This window comes from Pseudalkalibacillus sp. A8 (assembly GCF_045920555.1).
Lineage (GTDB): Bacteria > Bacillota > Bacilli > Bacillales > Fictibacillaceae > Pseudalkalibacillus.
The window spans coordinates 2,171,443-2,187,931 of the sequence record NZ_CP174509.1; the positions used below are offsets into that span (position 1 = coordinate 2,171,443).

General features: G+C 40.4%; 17 protein-coding genes. 14 read left to right on the forward strand and 3 right to left on the reverse strand.

Features of this window, described 5'->3' with window-relative positions:
* Positions 1–7: 7 nt before the first annotated feature.
* Positions 8–1,216, reverse strand: coding sequence for a sporulation integral membrane protein YlbJ (ylbJ, locus tag ACJROX_RS11335; protein WP_408010870.1), 1,209 nt, complete (start codon positions 1,214–1,216; stop codon positions 8–10).
* Between the two features lie 130 nt (positions 1,217–1,346).
* Between ylbJ and ACJROX_RS11340 the strand changes: the two genes are divergently transcribed.
* Positions 1,347–2,141, forward strand: coding sequence for a patatin-like phospholipase family protein (locus ACJROX_RS11340; RefSeq protein WP_408010871.1), 795 nt, complete (start codon positions 1,347–1,349; stop codon positions 2,139–2,141).
* A complete protein-coding gene (locus ACJROX_RS11345; RefSeq protein ID WP_408010872.1) occupies positions 2,128–3,156 on the forward strand; it encodes a SepM family pheromone-processing serine protease in 1,029 nt (342 codons plus the stop codon). Before ACJROX_RS11340 ends, ACJROX_RS11345 begins: the two co-directional genes overlap by 14 nt.
* 41 nt (positions 3,157–3,197) lie before the next feature.
* Here ACJROX_RS11345 and ACJROX_RS11350 read toward each other — a convergent pair whose 3' ends face one another.
* Positions 3,198–4,418, reverse strand: coding sequence for a nucleotidyltransferase (locus ACJROX_RS11350; protein WP_408010873.1), 1,221 nt, complete (start codon positions 4,416–4,418; stop codon positions 3,198–3,200).
* Between the two features lie 218 nt (positions 4,419–4,636).
* On the opposite strand from ACJROX_RS11350, the gene ACJROX_RS11355 reads away from it, so the two are divergent.
* From ACJROX_RS11355 to ACJROX_RS11370, 4 genes are all read left to right on the forward strand, one after another.
* On the forward strand, positions 4,637–5,164 hold the full coding sequence (locus ACJROX_RS11355; RefSeq protein WP_408010874.1) for a YceD family protein: 528 nt from the start codon (positions 4,637–4,639) through the stop codon (positions 5,162–5,164).
* 61 nt (positions 5,165–5,225) lie between these two features.
* Positions 5,226–5,399, forward strand: coding sequence for a 50S ribosomal protein L32 (gene rpmF, locus ACJROX_RS11360; protein ID WP_221564071.1), 174 nt, complete (start codon positions 5,226–5,228; stop codon positions 5,397–5,399).
* A 240-nt stretch (positions 5,400–5,639) separates the two neighbouring features.
* Positions 5,640–6,410 carry an enoyl-CoA hydratase/isomerase family protein gene (locus tag ACJROX_RS11365; RefSeq protein ID WP_408010875.1) on the forward strand — a complete coding sequence of 257 codons (771 nt, stop codon included), beginning with the start codon at positions 5,640–5,642 and terminating at the stop codon, positions 6,408–6,410.
* A 110-nt stretch (positions 6,411–6,520) separates the two neighbouring features.
* Positions 6,521–7,171 carry an RsfA family transcriptional regulator gene (locus ACJROX_RS11370; RefSeq protein ID WP_408010876.1) on the forward strand — a complete coding sequence of 217 codons (651 nt, stop codon included), beginning with the start codon at positions 6,521–6,523 and terminating at the stop codon, positions 7,169–7,171.
* An 82-nt stretch (positions 7,172–7,253) separates the two neighbouring features.
* Here ACJROX_RS11370 and ACJROX_RS11375 read toward each other — a convergent pair whose 3' ends face one another.
* Positions 7,254–7,778, reverse strand: a complete 525-nt coding sequence (locus ACJROX_RS11375) for an N-acetyltransferase (RefSeq protein ID WP_408010877.1) — start codon at positions 7,776–7,778, stop codon at positions 7,254–7,256.
* 168 nt (positions 7,779–7,946) lie between these two features.
* Here ACJROX_RS11375 and ACJROX_RS11380 point away from each other — a divergent pair, with 168 nt between their 5' ends.
* From ACJROX_RS11380 to rsmH, 8 genes are all read left to right on the forward strand, one after another.
* Positions 7,947–9,293, forward strand: coding sequence for an acetyl/propionyl/methylcrotonyl-CoA carboxylase subunit alpha (locus tag ACJROX_RS11380; RefSeq protein WP_408010878.1), 1,347 nt, complete (start codon positions 7,947–7,949; stop codon positions 9,291–9,293).
* 12 nt (positions 9,294–9,305) lie between these two features.
* Positions 9,306–9,518 (forward strand): acetyl-CoA carboxylase biotin carboxyl carrier protein subunit, encoded by a 213-nt coding sequence (locus ACJROX_RS11385; RefSeq protein ID WP_408010879.1) that lies wholly within the window; start codon positions 9,306–9,308, stop codon positions 9,516–9,518.
* Between the two features lie 48 nt (positions 9,519–9,566).
* Positions 9,567–11,105: an acyl-CoA carboxylase subunit beta gene (locus ACJROX_RS11390; RefSeq protein WP_408010880.1), complete on the forward strand. Its 1,539-nt coding sequence runs from the start codon at positions 9,567–9,569 to the stop codon at positions 11,103–11,105.
* A gap of 398 nt (positions 11,106–11,503) precedes the next feature.
* The gene (locus tag ACJROX_RS11395; RefSeq protein WP_408010881.1) at positions 11,504–12,415 is read left to right on the forward strand and encodes a 2-dehydropantoate 2-reductase; all 912 of its coding nucleotides are present in this window, start codon (positions 11,504–11,506) and stop codon (positions 12,413–12,415) included.
* The gene (locus ACJROX_RS11400; protein ID WP_408010882.1) at positions 12,408–12,791 is read left to right on the forward strand and encodes a DUF3397 domain-containing protein; all 384 of its coding nucleotides are present in this window, start codon (positions 12,408–12,410) and stop codon (positions 12,789–12,791) included. The genes ACJROX_RS11395 and ACJROX_RS11400 overlap by 8 nt, the downstream gene beginning before the upstream one ends.
* A gap of 398 nt (positions 12,792–13,189) precedes the next feature.
* On the forward strand, positions 13,190–14,809 hold the full coding sequence (bshC, locus tag ACJROX_RS11405) for a bacillithiol biosynthesis cysteine-adding enzyme BshC (protein ID WP_408010883.1): 1,620 nt from the start codon (positions 13,190–13,192) through the stop codon (positions 14,807–14,809).
* 276 nt (positions 14,810–15,085) lie between these two features.
* Positions 15,086–15,517, forward strand: coding sequence for a division/cell wall cluster transcriptional repressor MraZ (gene mraZ / locus ACJROX_RS11410; RefSeq protein WP_221564088.1), 432 nt, complete (start codon positions 15,086–15,088; stop codon positions 15,515–15,517).
* A gap of 37 nt (positions 15,518–15,554) precedes the next feature.
* Positions 15,555–16,487 (forward strand): 16S rRNA (cytosine(1402)-N(4))-methyltransferase RsmH, encoded by a 933-nt coding sequence (rsmH, locus tag ACJROX_RS11415; RefSeq protein WP_408010884.1) that lies wholly within the window; start codon positions 15,555–15,557, stop codon positions 16,485–16,487.
* Positions 16,488–16,489: the final 2 nt, after the last annotated feature.

Sequence of the window (16,489 nt, forward strand, 5' to 3'; positions counted from 1 at the left end):
ATAATCTTTATTGCGCTAAGGAGCGTAAATGCATCACTATGAAAATGATCAGGCTTATAAACGTTACTAAAGCACCTAAACTCAATAGGTGGTTCCATGCCTCATACATCCACGATATTGATGGATGCGATGCAAATGTTTCAACAGCTGTTCCTTTTGTTTGGTTCAAATAAAGAGGTTTCCAAAGGATGATCGTCAAAATCGCTGCGATAAATCCGTGTAAAACTCTTGCAAATAGAAAGGGTTTGAACCGAATATCTGTTTCCGCTAAAATACTTGCGACTTGTGCTTGTACCGAAAAGCCATTGAAAGCAAGGACGAAACTAACCAGAACAGCTTGTTCCAGAAGTCCAGGCCCACTTGTTTCACTGATTAATTTGCTTCCAAGTGTGATTTCGAACATCCCTGAAAGAAAGGGAGGTATAAGCACTTGTGCAAAGCCTATTAAAGTCGTAAAGGTGGACAGGATGGCAGCCATAAACATAGTAATATGGAACTCTGTCAACATCCGATTCAATACTGAAAAAAGAAGGATGAATCCACCAATCATCAGTAAAGTCTGTATAGAGTGTTTGACGGCATCACCTAACTGTTGGCCGAATGGACGGGAATCCATCTGCCTAACTTGATGCATCCTGTTGAGTGCATGAATCAATCGGTTTTCTGGTCTAGGAGTAAAAATATGCCTTGGCCGGGGTTCAGGCGATCCATAAAATCGCATGGTGAATCCGACGAAGATGTTACCGATATAATGAGCTGCTGCTAGAAGGACACCCAGCTCGGCATTATGAAAAAAACCGACAGCTACAGCACCAAGTATGAATAACGGATTAGAACAATTCGTAAATGCGACTAGACGCTCTGCTTCAATTCGCGAAATTTCTTTCTCTTGCCTGAGTCTTGCAGTCAATTTCGCCCCAGCTGGAAACCCTGATGAGATCCCCATGGCCCACACAAATCCGCCTGAACCTGGTACCCTGAATAGAGGGCGCATGACCGGTTCCAGCAAAACACCGACGAATCGTACGACACCGAAGCAGATCAAGAGTTCGCTTATGATGAAAAATGGGAGCAAAGAGGGAAAAACGATTTCCCACCACATATTCAATCCGGTTAATGATGATTCAAATGCCGCCTTTGGGTATACCATTAAGGAGAATGCAAATAAGGAAGTTACTACTGCAAAAAGTATATTTTTCAAACGGGAATGGTACAATCCAAATCCTCCTTATGAATACGCTAATATATATACTGGACCATAGATAAGTTGTCCTCATTTATTTATACGTGAATATGCTAAGATTAGACCTTAATGAGAGGTTCTTACTGAAAGAGGAGGTCATCCTGTGAATCAGCCCAAGATCGGTTTAGCTCTAGGTTCAGGAGGAGCTAGAGGGTTTGCTCATATAGGTGTTTTGAAAGCTTTGTATGAAGCGGAAATTCCTATCCACATGATTGCAGGAAGCAGTATGGGTGCTCTGGTAGGGGCCTTTTATTGTACCGGCCATAAACCGGAAACGATGGTGAAGATGGCAAGGATGTTTCGCAGAAGGTATTATATGGATTATACTGTCCCGAAAATGGGTTTTGTTGCTGGAGAAAAGGTGAAGCAGCTTATATATGCTTTGACGAAAGGCCGTAAAATAGAAGAATTGGAACTGCCTTTTTCAATCATTGCTACCGATCTTTTAAAAGGTGAGAAGGTCGTCATCACAAAAGGGCTTATATCTGAAGCGGTCAGGGCTAGTATCGCTGTACCAGGTATTTTTGTACCTTATGAAAGGGATGGGCGGCTATTAGTCGACGGAGGTGTGATCGATAGGGTGCCGGTTTCCGTCGTAAAGCAAATGGGGGCGGATCTCGTCATTGCTGTTGATATTTCGCACATAAAAAAAGACCCGGAAATCAATACGATCTTTGATGTCATCTTGCAAAGTATCGATATCATGCAGCGTGAACTCGTAAAAGCGAACGATATTGCTACAGATGTACTGATCAGGCCTCTGGTGGAGGATTTCAGTTCTTCTGCATTTAAAGATATAGATGAAATCATTGCTATCGGTGAAGAAGAAACTAAAAATCGCATACAAGATATTGAAGCTGCGATTCGTGACTGGAGGAAGAACCATGAAAAGAATTAGATCCCAATGGCCCTGGGTTGTCATTTTATTAGCCCTTGTGATAGCTTTCCTGCCGCTTCCATATTATTTTACACAACCGGGTGATGCAAAAGTGCTGAGTCCTATTATCGAAGTAGAAGAAAGGAATAAGGCAGAAGGGTCCTTCATGCTGACGACAGTGTTGGTAGGAAAAGCGAATGCTGCTGAATATTTATGGGCTAAAGTCAGTGAATATCGTGAAGTGATTCCAGAAGACCAGATCCGGGGATCCGATGAAACGGAAGAGGAATATGAATCCAGGCAGCTTCAGTTGATGCAAAGTTCCCAGCACGCAGCAACTATAGTTGCTTTTAAAGAAGCGAATAAGTCGATTGAAATCATCAATAAGGGTGTTTTCATAACAGGAGTCATATCAGGCATGCCAGCAGCGGAAAAACTTAAGGTTGGAGATCTGATCACCTCCTTGAACGGGGAAGAAATCAAAACCGCTGAAGATCTCGTCAACAGATTGAAAAAGTTTGGAGCGAACGACAAAGTTCAACTTACAGTCAACAGAGATTCAAAAGAAAAGGAAATCACACTTTCTCTGAAAACTTTTCCAAAAGATATTGTCCAGAACAGTGAGGAAGAACGAGCCGGAATTGGTATTACTTATCCAGTCACCTATACCGAAATCGAGACAGATCCAAATTTAAAAATTGAAACCAATAAAATCGGAGGCCCCTCAGCAGGATTGATGTTCACCCTCGAAATTTATAACCAATTGACAGAAGAGGATTGGACGAAAGGGTACAAGATTGCTGGAACTGGGACGATGAATGAAAAGGGAGAGATTGGACCGATAGGCGGTATTAAACAAAAGGTAGTGGCAGCTGATAATGCAGGTGCTGAAGTCTTCTTCGCGCCGGTTAAAGCAGACAATTATAAACACGCAAAAGAAGCTGCTGAGGATATCAATACTGATATGAAAATCGTGCCGGTTGAAAAATTCTCTGATGCCTTGGAGTATTTGAAGGATTTAAAGAAAAAAGATTAGGAATAAGTGAGGCTGACCCAAATATGTGTCAGCCTTCTTCATCATTCAATACGGATTGGCGTGTTTGAATATTCCTGTCTCCAGAGCGTAGTGTGGTGCTTAACTGGAAAACCAAGAATGTATGTATTCGTCGCTTTGATGTCCAATTTTAAAAAGTCATCACTATATTTAGAAAGTGTACTGACGATTGGTAGTTCAACCTTCTTTTTGTTTGCGTTCAAGTATTGTTGTCCATTTTGATTCATTCCAAGCAAACGGATATAGGTCGGTTGCTCAGTCAATACTCTATACATCACTTCTTTTTTTGCGTTGGTCAGAAGATGTGTGCATATTCTCTGAAGCCGTGTCCACGTATATCTTTTCGTTTTGACAGCGTCAAGGAACCCGGTGAACGATTCCGAACGTATAATCTGATCCAGAAGTCGATGTTCAATACCTTCCACGCATTCGTATACCTGGGATAAATCCTCGGGAGAAGATGTAAGTAATCTAAGCTTCAAGAAATCAAAATAACGTTCCCAACTGATGAATGTGCTGAATACCTGTTGGTGCTGAATCAATCCGTTAAATGTCGTTGGCGGGACGAGCTCATTAATTTCAGAGAGCTCCCCATTGTCACTGAAGAGGATTTTCCTGATCCCAGTGGCGCTGGCAATCTTGTCTGTTCCGTGCCCTTCATCGTGATACCCTGCACCGGTACGTTGGACGGTATTTATCTTCATAGTTGAACCTATTTGACGAATTGAATTCACATAATGATACCCCAGGATATTATTCGGTTTTGTAAGATCGACAGTTTCCTCAGGCCTTCCTGATAGTTCGGAAAAAGCCAGTGAAGCTGCCATCGGGTAACTGACGCCTGATTGGACATGTTTTTGAATCCAATCGTTATATTCTTTTTCTTTTTCATTAAGGAAATGTACAGTATTTATGAAGGGGTCTATTTTTCCAGATTCACTACCAAAAATGATTTCATCGCATTTCAATGCATCAAGGATGGAGACTGCTCCATAAGCAAAGCGATCCGCCCGTTGGGTGGCATAAGCATATGGAAGTTCGACTACTAGATCGACTCCTGCTTCAAGCGCCATTTTTGCCCTTGTCCATTTTGAAACGAGGGCTGGTTCGCCTCTTTGCAGAAAGTTACCGCTCATTACAGCTATGACTACGTCTGCCTGTGATTGTTTCTTAGATTGTTGCAAATGATATAAATGTCCATTATGAAAAGGGTTATACTCAACGATCAATCCTAAAGATTTCATGATATTACTCCTTTTAATTTGGTAGTGGGAAAGGATATACGTTAAAATTGGAATACTTGGGTATGTATGATTGAAACTCAGCTTCCATGTTTGAGATTCCTTGACTTCATTATTGTACCAAATTGTGGAGAGTTAATAAAAACGACTGTAAAGAAAAAATGTTGACAATTTATTTTTTGAAAGCTATAATTACTACTGTTGCCTTGAGGTGATGACAAATGAAATGGTCCATACAACAACTGAGAAGTTTTCAACGTAAAGGACTAGAACTTGATGAAACAATCGAGCTTGACTCGATACGTGATTTTGATCCTGAAATCCGCGAGATAACACCTGTCCATGTTAAGGGTTATGCTGAAATCAATCAAAATCGAGCTGTATTTCATTTGACGATTGCTGGAAAAATGACTCTGCCTTGTGCAGTGACTCTTGAGGATGTACCTTTCCCTTTCAAAATCCGTTCTACTGAGATTTTCTTGTTTGAACCAGATTATGGGATGGATGCAGAAGAAGAGGACATCCATGTCGTTGAAGACAATACAGTTGACCTGATACCTTATATTCGGGAAAACATATTGTTGGAAAAGCCGTTGAAGGTCATCAGCTCTGAACCAACTGATAACCCTCCTGCTCCTCCATCAGGTAAAGGATGGGATGTAGTTGAGGAAGAAGAGGATCGACAAGATAAGGTTGATCCACGGATGGCCGACTTGGCCAAATTTTTTAATGATAGCGATAAAAAGTGAAGAAGCGTCAAACCAATTGACATTCTCTAGCTGAACAATTCCTTCAAGGAGGTGGAAAACCATGGCAGTACCTTTTAGAAGAACCTCTACAACTCGTAAAAACAAGCGTCGTACTCACTATAAGTTGAAAGTACCTGGAATGGTGAAATGCCCACAATGTGGCGAATACAAGCTTTCTCACCGCGTATGTCCAGAATGTGGAACATACAAAGGAAAAGAAGTAGTAGAAAAGTAAGACCTATAAAAGTGCCTGTTTAGGAGTGTAAATCCTGGCAGGCACTTTTTTATAACCAAAAAGCCCCTTTATGAGTGCGTCATTTTACGATTTTACATTTTCACGTTCTCAAACCCCCTCACTAAGTACATTCTTTATAAATTTTTCAAAGTGTTTCTGTTGTTGTTTACAAAGAAATATAAAAAACACATTTCTCTTTCAGCTATAATATAGAAAAACATACATAAGTCAGGTGATTACATGGAAAAAGTGAAAGTGGCTGTCGAAAACGGAATCGGCTGGATTATATTGAATCAGCCAGAGCGTTATAATGCGATCGATCATGACATGATTGATTTGTTAGATAGGTCATTAATAAAACTGAAAAACGATAAAGATGTAAAAGTCCTAGTTATACGAGGAGCTGGGGAAAAATCTTTCTGTTCAGGGGGAGACTTATCTGTATTCCACCAATTACATACACAGAAACAAGCCTATGAAATGCTTTCTAAAATGGGAAATGTCCTATACAAGGTTTTCTCATTTCCAAAACCTACGATTGCACTCCTGAATGGTGTTGCAGTTGGAGGAGGATGTGAAGTTGCTTCCGCATGCGATTTCAGAATCTCATATCCAAATGTAAAATTCGGATTCATTCAAGGGACGCTTGGCATTACAACAGGATGGGGTGGATCTACATTTATCTTTGAACGTATGAATCCTGAAAATGCTTTAGAAATCTTGATCAGTGCAAAGAAATTTACGGCAATAGAAGGATATGAAAAAGGGTTCATCCAGAAGGTGTTAGCTAAAGAAGATCCTCTGAAAGACTTTTACGAATGGATCCATCCTTTCACGACGAAAACTGCAAGTGTTCAAAAAGCGTACAAACAACGTCGTTTAGATCGTTATGATCTTGCAGATATTGAACATCGGATTGAAAAAGAAATAAGCGAATGTTCCCGGTTGTGGGAGACAGATGAACATCATCAGGCAGTCAGTATCTTCTTGAACCGGAACGGAAGTAAGTAGTAGTTATCTGATCTAAACATTTGGATAGAATCTTTTACTAGAACAAGAGTCTATCTTTTCTACCATCTGCATATGTTGTAAATAAAGTAGAAATGTTTGGAGGGATGCAGATGGGCTCAACACGCCAGGATGCTTGGAATCACGATGAAGATCTATTGCTAGCTGAAGTCGTTCTGCGACATATACGGGAGGGCGGAACTCAACTAGCAGCATTTGAAGAAGTTGGGAAAAAATTATCCCGGACATCAGCGGCATGTGGTTTTAGATGGAATTCCTTGATACGGAAAAAATACGATGCTGCCATAGCAATTGCCAAAAAGCAACGAAAACAGATGATGAAAGAGAAATCATTGAAACCACATTCTACTAGCAATTCTGTACAGCAATCACATACTACTCAAAATTATCAAGAAGAAATAAGGGTAATGAACAGAACAGGTGTTGACACAGGTTTAAGTATGGATGATGTAATCGACTATTTACAAAGCATCCGATCTACAGAACAAAATGCACATATGATCCAGGGAGAAAATGAACGATTGAAAGAAGAGCTCTTGAAGCTTGAGAAGGAAAATGAAGTATTGAACCACAAGCTTCAAAAATTACAAAATGACTATGAGCATGTTTATGAGGATTATAAGATCATGTTGAATTTCATGGAGCGGGCGAGGAAAATGGCAGTCACTGATGAAGATGAACAGGATTCGCAAGTAAAATTCCAAATGGACTGCAATGGGAATCTAGAAAAAGTGGAAAAGTAAAAAAAAGCTGACGAAAAAGTGTCAGGATTCCTCGAGTCGAAGGACCTGACACTTGATTTAAGTCAGCTTTTCGTTTTTACAATTACAATTCAGAAGAAGAAATGTCCGTTTCTTTGATCGGTCCATCTTCTGTTTCTGTATGTTCTTGCTCTGCAACACCTTCTGGATACCAAACATAAGGGTTTTCCCCGCGGTCACGGTTCGGATTATAGGTTACGGAAGAAAAGCCCATCTTTTCCCAAAACTCACTGGAACGTTGTCTCGCATTCGTCTTGGTAGGGAGGTTATACGTTTTTGCATAGTTGACGAGCGCACTTCCGAACCCTTTTCCATGATAATCTGGTAAGACTTCCAATTTCCAAAGTTCAAGGTAATCTTGAGGTGGATCGAAATAACGATCATAGGTCCCATCAATTCGATAAAGGCTCATTCTGGCAACCAATTTGTCCCCGTAGTAAATCCCGTAAAAAGGTGATTCACTATCGTTATCGATGATATTTTCCTGTAAATCTTCCAACATGGACAACTCTTGGATTCCATATTCCTTGAACTTCTTGAATTCTTCTAAAGTTTTATAATTAACGAGAAGCTTTTGTACTTTATACATAAATAGGCATCCCCCTTCATTTATTCTCCCTTTCTTTCAAATATTATTATATAATAAAGTTACGAAAATTTCTGCAAAAGTTAAAAAATTCTGCTGAATTCTACAGGAATTTAGCCGATTCTTGTTGAAAGTAGTAGATTGTAGCCCAGAGAAATAGGAGGAGATGGTTTGAAAAAGATACTGATCGCAAACAGAGGAGAAATTGCAGCTAGAATAGTCAGAACTTGCGAGAAATTAGGGATTGAACCAGTTATCGTATACTCACAAGCGGATAAAGATCTTCCCTATGTGAAAAATGCTAAGATAGCTCATGAAATCGGTGAGCCTCCAGTAGTTAAATCATATTTGAACAGTGAACGTGTTTTGGAGGTGGCACTTAATGAACAAGTTGATGCGATTCATCCTGGGTATGGGTTTCTTTCAGAGAATGCTGACTTTGTGCGAAAAGTTGAAAACGCTAACATTAAATTCATAGGACCTTCTGCAGATGTTGTAGAAGCTATGGGAGACAAGGTGAAAGCAAGGAAGACCATGCAGGATGCCGGTGTTCCTGTCGTACCCGGAAGTGACGGTCCACTCAATGATGTTGAAGCAGCCGTTCAACTTGCGGACGAAATAGGATATCCAGTCATGATCAAGGCAAGTGCAGGCGGTGGAGGTATCGGAATGCAACGTTGTGATGACGAGAAAGCGTTGCGTACGGCATTCGTATCGAGTCAAAACCGAGCAAAAGCTTATTTCGGTAATGATGAAATGTTCATGGAAAAGTTCATTTCCCACAGTCGCCATATCGAAGTGCAAATCTTCGGTGATGAGCAAGGAAATGTCGTCCATTTATTTGAAAGGGATTGCTCGATCCAGCGTAGACATCAGAAAGTCATCGAGGAGACGCCTTCGCCATTTTTAAGTGAAGAAGTCCGTCAACAGATTTGTGAAGCGGCTGTCCAAGCTGGTAAACATGTGAATTATACAAATGCTGGTACAGTTGAATTCATCGTTGATCAAAATGAGAATTATTATTTCTTAGAAATGAACACACGTTTACAGGTAGAACATCCAATCACAGAAATGATTACAGGCTTAGATCTGGTTGAATGGCAGATTAACGTCACTCAATCAAAACCATTGCCATATTCCCAGGGGGAGCTTACCAAATCAGGGCATAGCATAGAGTACAGGATTTATGCAGAAGATCCGAACACCTTCTTGCCGTCGCCAGGAAAGATCGAGAAGTTCCAGTACCCTACATCGGAATATGTGCGTGTAGATACTGGATTCAGTTCACAGACACAAGTGACTCCATTTTATGATCCAATGATTGCAAAAGTCATCATCTATGCAGAAAATCGCGAGAAGGCATTGGAAAGGTCCCGACAATTTTTTGGTGAGTGGACATTGAGTGGAATTAAGCACAATGGACCTTTATTCGATCAAGTATTAAATGAAGAATCGTTTCAAAATGGTAAATACACTACAGGTTATTTAAACGACACGATAACAAAAGTAAAAAATTAGGAGTGATCCAACATGAAAGAAATTACAGCATCAATGGCAGGTACAGTTTTGAACATATTGGTTTCAGATGGAGAAAGTGTATCAGCAGGACAACCAGTCCTTACACTGGAATCTATGAAAATGGAAATCCCAATTGAAGCAGCAGCAGAAGGTGAAGTGGAATCTGTAAACGTAAACGTGGGGGATTTCGTCAATGAAGGTGACGTGCTCGTTGTCTTGAAATGAAAATGAATGAGCGCTCGTTCTCTTACACAGCGATGAAGGAGGAATTGGATGTTGAAAACAATAAATGAAACATTGCATGAGACCACAACAAAAATAGAAGCTGGCGGTGCTGATAAGTATCATAAAAAGCTGAAGGCTCAAAATAAATTGTTTGTCAGAAAACGCCTCGAATTATTATTTGATGATGATTCTTATAAAATTGAAGACGGAAAATTTGCAAATAACCAGGCAGAAGGTTTACCAGCTGATGGTGTCGTAACTGCGATCGGAAAAGTGAACGGTCAGAAGGTATGCGTAATGGCGAATGATTCAACCGTAAAAGCTGGCTCCTGGGGTGCAAGGACGGTTGAAAAGATCATCCGGATCCAAGAAACAGCCATGAGACTCAAGGTGCCTCTCTTTTATCTTGTTGATTCGGCTGGTGCGCGGATTACAGACCAGATCGAAATGTTCCCGAATCGTCGTGGAGCAGGGAGGATCTTTTATAATCAAGTGAAGATGTCAGGCATGTTGCCTCAAGTCTGCATCCTATTCGGACCTTCAGCTGCTGGCGGTGCATACATTCCGGCATTTTGCGATACTGTCATCATGGTCGATCAGAATGCTTCGATGTACTTAGGATCTCCGAGAATGGCTGAAAAAGTAATTGGAGAAAAGGTGACACTTGAAGAGATGGGTGGAGCTAGAATGCATTGCAGCGTCAGCGGATGCGGTGACTATCTTGCAGCAACAGAAGAGGAAGCTATCGAATCGGCCCGGCATTATCTTTCTTACTTCCCATCTAATTATAAAGAGAAGCCGATTAAAATAGAGGGTAAATTACCTGGCCAAGGACGGAGTTTATCTGAAATCGTGCCTGAAAATCAAAATGTTCCTTTTGATATGTATGAATTCATCGATGGACTAGTTGATGAAGGTTCGTTTTATGAAATGAAGAAATTGTTCGCGCCTGAAATCGTGACCGGATTTGCACGGATTGATGGAAAAACGGTTGGGATCGTCGCGAACCAGCCGAAAGTTAAGGGTGGAGTATTGTTTGTGGACTCCGCTGACAAAGCTGCGAAGTTCATCACGTTATGTGATGCATTCTCGATTCCGTTACTGTTCCTTGCTGATGTGCCAGGTTTTATGATCGGTACAAAAGTCGAAAGAGCAGGAATTATCCGACATGGTGCAAAGTTGATCGCAGCTATGAGTGATGTAACAGTTCCGAAAATTTCGGTTGTTGTACGAAAAGCATACGGAGCTGGACTATACGCTATGGCAGGGCCTGCCTTTGAACCAGATTGCTGTATAGCGCTCCCAACTGCCCAAATTGCAGTAATGGGGCCGGAAGCAGCCGTCAATGCGGTATATTCTAATAAAATCAATGAAATTGAAGATCCGAAAGAGCGTATGAAATACGTTCAAGAAAAACATCAAGAATACAAGGAACATATCGATATTTATAAGCTTGCTTCCGAAATGATTGTCGATCAAATCGTTTCTGCTGATGATTTGCGTGATGAGTTGATCGATCGGTTCACAGCGTACGAATCTAAAGAAATGATCTTCAGTCAACGGAAGCATCCTGTGTATCCCGTTTAATACTTGTTTTCAGGTTGATCCATAGACCATCAATATCTGGCTCTATGGATCTTTTTTTATTAAGGCAACTTTTTACGTTGTAGAGATAATTCTCAAGTTGTAGAGATGATTTTATATATGTAGCGTTTCGGTTCTAAGTTGTAGAGATAAATATTAATTGGACTCTTAAAAAAACCTTCTTCAGCACATCTCAACTTCAAATTGATAATTTTCATTCGAATATCTCTAAAAAATAGAGAAACGACTTCAGCTTTTGACATTTATCCTTATTCAGAAGCAGATTTCTCCGATTTTACCCTTATGAGTATGGATCATTCATTTTCAATGGAAAGATTTATCAGCAGGCATTATTGTGCTACTATAATCTTAAAAATCAACGTTCAAAGGTTGGGGTTAACATGAAAATCGGGGTTATAGGCGGAGGCTCAATTGGATTACTATTTACTGCTTACCTTTCAAAAAGTCCTCATGAGGTAGTGCTTTTTGTTAGGAGGGAAGCCCAGCAACAAGCTATCGGGACAATGGGACTGACTTTGAAATATGGGAGTTCAGTGTACACGTGTCAACCTGGTGTTCGTTTATTATCCGGTGCAGATCATAATGACATTGATGTATTGATTGTCGCGGTGAAATCCTACAATATTGAACAAGTAATGCCTGAAATCGGTGAAAAGTTCAGTCGGACGCGTTCTATTTTATTTGTACAGAATGGCATGCAACATCTTCGTGTCTTGCCAAAGTTGCAAATGCATTCAATTTATATAGGGGTTGTGGAGCATGGTGCATTGAAAGAATCGGATCATTTAATCAGCCACACAGGCCTTGGACAAACCAAAATCGCCCCGTATTTGGACGGCCATTCAGGAATCAATTGGGAAAAACTCTCAAAAGAAAACTTTCCATTCACCTACCAAAATGATTGGTATGCCATGCTCAGTGAAAAATTGCATATCAACGCTGTCATCAATCCCCTTACCGCTATATTGAAGGTCACCAACGGAGCTCTCCTGACAAATCCATACTGGGTTTATCTGATGAAACAACTCAGTAAAGAAGCTTGTAAAGTTTTGAACATCAAAGATCATGAAGCTTGGAAGGATTTAGTAACAGTTTGCAAGAATACTTCTTTAAACAAATCTTCCATGTTAAGGGATATAGAGAATAATCGAAAAACAGAGATTGACGCAATTAATGGATTCCTTCTGAATTCTGCCCAACAGAAAAATATCGAAGTTCCTAATAATCGATTTGTATTCCAGGTCATCAAAGGTATGGAAGAAAGTATGGAAAGTAGGGGAAACAATGGTTGATTTTTTATTAGGTTCCTTGGCTGCATTAGTAACAGTACCTTTACTAGCTTGGATTATAGTTTACTGGTTAACACGGAAAATAACTCGTCATAAAAAGAGGTCTTTCCTGTTTGCTACGGACGTGACCACTTTTTTTCTGATTGTTTCAGTCATGTTCGCCCTGTATACCATTTGGGGGAATGCTTTTTTGTGGCCGATCATCATCATAATTTTATTAATGATTATAGGTATTACCTTCATATATTGGAAACAAGATAAAGACATCGGACTTCCCAAAATCATCAAGACAGCCTGGCGCTTGAATTTCTTGCTTTTTTCTTCCGGGTATTTGGTCCTTTGTGTATATGGTCTCATCTTTCGTGTGATTGACCTTTAAAATAATTCAGAAAGAATCCAAGTCCCCCTGTACCTGCATGACTCGCTACGTTGTAAGAGCTTCCTCGGTACAACTTGCAGCTTATATACAAGTAACTCTCGTCACTCCGGTCCTCATATCCTTCGTATCTTGACCTCCCGACGCACAAGATGTAGCTAGTACCGGTGTTATCACAGGACGTGATGCTTTTAACCGGTGATGTTTCTGGATCGCCTCCTTTTCGATTTTTTATTGAAATGAGGTTCAAAAAGCTGCGTATACATAATTTAATCAGAGGATCCTCGTTAGGAGGTTGAGCCTTTAGGAGACATAGGCAGATTTGTTGGGAGTGGCATCGGTAATTTGCTATACTCATATTCGCAAAGCGTCTGTCGTGTTTTTAAGAAAGGAAGAAATGTATGAAAGTGCTTGAGCTACCTTTTCAAAATAAAGATAACCTGTTTTCTGCGTATCTGAAGGGAAAGTCAGATGTAGAAAGTTTATTTGATTATAATCCTTTTGAGGAACAGAGCTATATCGATCGGTGGAAAGACCTTCAGGAAAGAACTTTTCCCAGAACCGCTCTTTATAAGCATCTAAATTCATATCATCAAACTTTGCCAGCTGGGAGCAAAACGTACGATAATATTGAAAAGTTGAAGGACCCCCAATCGACAGTGGTTGTGACAGGCCAACAAGCGGGGCTGTTGACAGGTCCTTTATATACGCTACATAAATGCCTTTCGACTATCCTTTTTGCACAGGAAAAAGAGCGTCAACTCGGTACTCCTGTCATTCCGGTGTTCTGGATAGCTGGAGAGGATCATGACTTTGATGAAATCAATCATATCCACATTCCTATAGATGGGAAACTTAAAAAACACAAATTGAATTTATATGAAGGGATGAGATCAGTTTCTCATATAGAGGCTGATAATAATCAGTTGTTCCCTTGGGCTGAGGAAGTGATTCGTTCATTTGGAGAGACGGAACACACACAGGAAGTCAAAGATTTGATCCAAAAAGCCATTAAAGAGAGCAACACATTGACTGAGTTTTTCGCTTACCTGATGATTACACTCTTCAGTGATTTCGGTTTAGTGATTCTTGATTCCCACCATCCGGATTTGCGAAAAATTGAAACGCCCTTTTTTGAAAACATGATCCGTAAAAACAGAAAAATTGATGATGCTTTTCAACAAGGTCTGACAGATGTTAATAATCTTGGATATGCATCGCCAATCGAATCTGAAGAGGATAATGCACATCTCTTTATTGAAGAGCGGGACACTAGAGTTTTGTTAATACGCGAGAATAGTTCATTTCGAGGAAAAAACAACGAATGCCTGTATTCTGAAGAAGAGTTATTGAATATCGCCCAAACAACTCCATCAAGGCTCAGTAATAATGTGGTCACTCGTCCGCTTATGCAGGAATTTCTCTTGCCTACGCTAGCCTTTGTAGGTGGTCCAGGGGAAATTAATTATTGGAGTGCCTTGAAATCTGTCTTCCATAATTTTGATATGAAAATGCCTCCTGTCCTGCCTAGATTGTCACTTGTGCTCTTGGACCCATATACGCAAAAGACGATTGAGGAGAAGAAAATGGATACCATACACATTGTTTTTGATGGAGTGTTAAACGAAAAGGAAAAATGGCTGGCTGAAAATACAGACCATGATCTTGGCGAAGAGATCGATCAAGTATTGAAAGTATTCAAAAAGGGGCATGAACGTTTGGGAACCACAGCTCATGAAATTGATAAAGGGCTGGATCGATTGACTGAAAAGAATTGGACGATCATCGAAGATCAAATCCTCTTTATGAAGCAAAGGATGGAAAAATCCATATATCAACGACATGAAGTTGAATTGAAAAAGTTCGATCATATACAAATGCACTTACTCCCAGGTGAACAGCCTCAAGAGAGAGTATTAAATGTCTTTTACTACATCAATAATATCGGATTTGATTTCATTTCTGAATTAGCAGCCCAAAATTATTTATGGAACGGGAATCCAAAAGCGATAAAACTCTAATTCGAACGCGATTGTTTTACGTCATTCAAACAAGATAGATCATTTTCGTGAAAAATCACCAGCATTAATAAAAACCTGGACGGAATAAAGGGAATCATCGCCGTTATGATGTCGTAATTCAGCTAACAATACTGTAAAAAAATAGCGATGAAAACATCGGGAAATCCTGCATTTACAAGCAGGATTTTTTTTTGTGCAAGAGAATTATTAAACAAGTGGTGTGAAGTGGGGAGTTGTGGTAGACTTAGGGGAGAAAGTGGGGAGGGGGACCCGTATATGTTTATGGGAGAGCATTTACATACCATTGACGATAAGGGAAGAATGATCATCCCCTCCAAGTTCCGTGATGAATTAGGAACCACTTTCGTACTTACAAGAGGACTAGATCAATGTATTTTTGGTTACCCTCTTGAGGAATGGAAGCAGCTTGAAGAAAAGCTGAAGGCACTCCCATTCACAAAAAAAGATGCACGTGCCTTCACCAGGTTCTTCTTCTCAGGAGCCGCAGAATGTCAGCTTGATAAACAAGGGCGTGTAAACATTGCATCTACACTACGTCAATATGCAAAGTTGGAAAAGGACTGTGTCGTAATTGGGGTAAGTAATCGGATCGAGATCTGGAACAAAGAGATCTGGGAAGATTACTTCAACAAGTCTGAGGACTCATTTGGAGAAATTGCAGAAAGTCTGATGGATTTTGACCTTTAAAGGGATCGTAGTTAGAGCAGGAAATTGAGGGACAGTTATGTTTGAGCATGAAACAGTATTGAAACAAGAAGCAATCGATGGACTGAACATTAAAGAAGATGGCATCTATGTGGATTGCACCCTTGGTGGAGCGGGCCATACAGAAGAGATTTTGAAACGGCTCACTTCAGGACATGTTTATGCATTTGATCAGGATCTTCACGCAATCAACCATGCCAAAGAAAGATTGGCAATGTACAAAGGTAAGTTCAGTATCATAAGATCTAATTTCAGGAATCTCAAGCAAGAACTCATCGAAAAAGGGATAAGTGGTGTTGACGGGATTTTGTTTGACCTTGGTGTTTCCTCTCCACAATTGGACGAGGCAGACCGAGGATTCAGTTATCATCAAGACGCCCCATTGGATATGAGAATGGATCAGACGAGCGAACTAACCGCGTTCCATGTAGTGAATGAATGGTCGTATGAACAGATTGTCTCAATATTATTCAAATATGGAGAAGAAAAATTCGCGAAATCAATTGCAAGGAAAATCGAGGCGCATCGGGAGCGAGAACCAATTCAAACGACTGGCGAATTGGTAGAAATCATAAAAGAAGCGATTCCCGCAAGAGCGCGGCGAAAAGGTGGACATCCTGCAAAAAGGACCTTTCAAGCCATTCGGATAGCTGTGAATGATGAGCTAAATGCTTTTGAAGAGGCTTTACGTGACGGAATCGAAATGCTGAATCCAGAAGGAAGAATCTGTGTCATCACATTCCATTCGCTTGAAGACCGTTTATGCAAGAAAGTCTTCAAGGAAGAGAGCAGTGAACCGGATTTGCCACCAGGGATGCCGGTCATCCCAGATGAATACCAACCAAATATGAAGTTGATCACACGGAAACCGATTATTCCAGACAGTGGAGAACAAGAGAAAAATAGAAGAGCGAGATCGTCCAAGTTACGAATCGCCGAAAAGAGAAAATAGAA

Coding starts and splice junctions, on each gene's coding strand:
- ACJROX_RS11345 (WP_408010872.1), top strand. CDS start 2,128: ATGAAAAGAATTAGATCCCAATGGCCCTGGGTTGTCATTTTATTAGCC.
- ACJROX_RS11350 (WP_408010873.1), bottom strand. CDS start 4,418: ATGAAATCTTTAGGATTGATCGTTGAGTATAACCCTTTTCATAATGGA.
- ACJROX_RS11355 (WP_408010874.1), top strand. CDS start 4,637: ATGAAATGGTCCATACAACAACTGAGAAGTTTTCAACGTAAAGGACTA.
- rpmF (WP_221564071.1), top strand. CDS start 5,226: ATGGCAGTACCTTTTAGAAGAACCTCTACAACTCGTAAAAACAAGCGT.
- ACJROX_RS11365 (WP_408010875.1), top strand. CDS start 5,640: ATGGAAAAAGTGAAAGTGGCTGTCGAAAACGGAATCGGCTGGATTATA.
- ACJROX_RS11370 (WP_408010876.1), top strand. CDS start 6,521: ATGGGCTCAACACGCCAGGATGCTTGGAATCACGATGAAGATCTATTG.
- ACJROX_RS11375 (WP_408010877.1), bottom strand. CDS start 7,778: ATGTATAAAGTACAAAAGCTTCTCGTTAATTATAAAACTTTAGAAGAA.
- ACJROX_RS11385 (WP_408010879.1), top strand. CDS start 9,306: ATGAAAGAAATTACAGCATCAATGGCAGGTACAGTTTTGAACATATTG.
- ACJROX_RS11390 (WP_408010880.1), top strand. CDS start 9,567: ATGTTGAAAACAATAAATGAAACATTGCATGAGACCACAACAAAAATA.
- ACJROX_RS11395 (WP_408010881.1), top strand. CDS start 11,504: ATGAAAATCGGGGTTATAGGCGGAGGCTCAATTGGATTACTATTTACT.
- ACJROX_RS11400 (WP_408010882.1), top strand. CDS start 12,408: ATGGTTGATTTTTTATTAGGTTCCTTGGCTGCATTAGTAACAGTACCT.
- bshC (WP_408010883.1), top strand. CDS start 13,190: ATGAAAGTGCTTGAGCTACCTTTTCAAAATAAAGATAACCTGTTTTCT.
- mraZ (WP_221564088.1), top strand. CDS start 15,086: ATGTTTATGGGAGAGCATTTACATACCATTGACGATAAGGGAAGAATG.
- rsmH (WP_408010884.1), top strand. CDS start 15,555: ATGTTTGAGCATGAAACAGTATTGAAACAAGAAGCAATCGATGGACTG.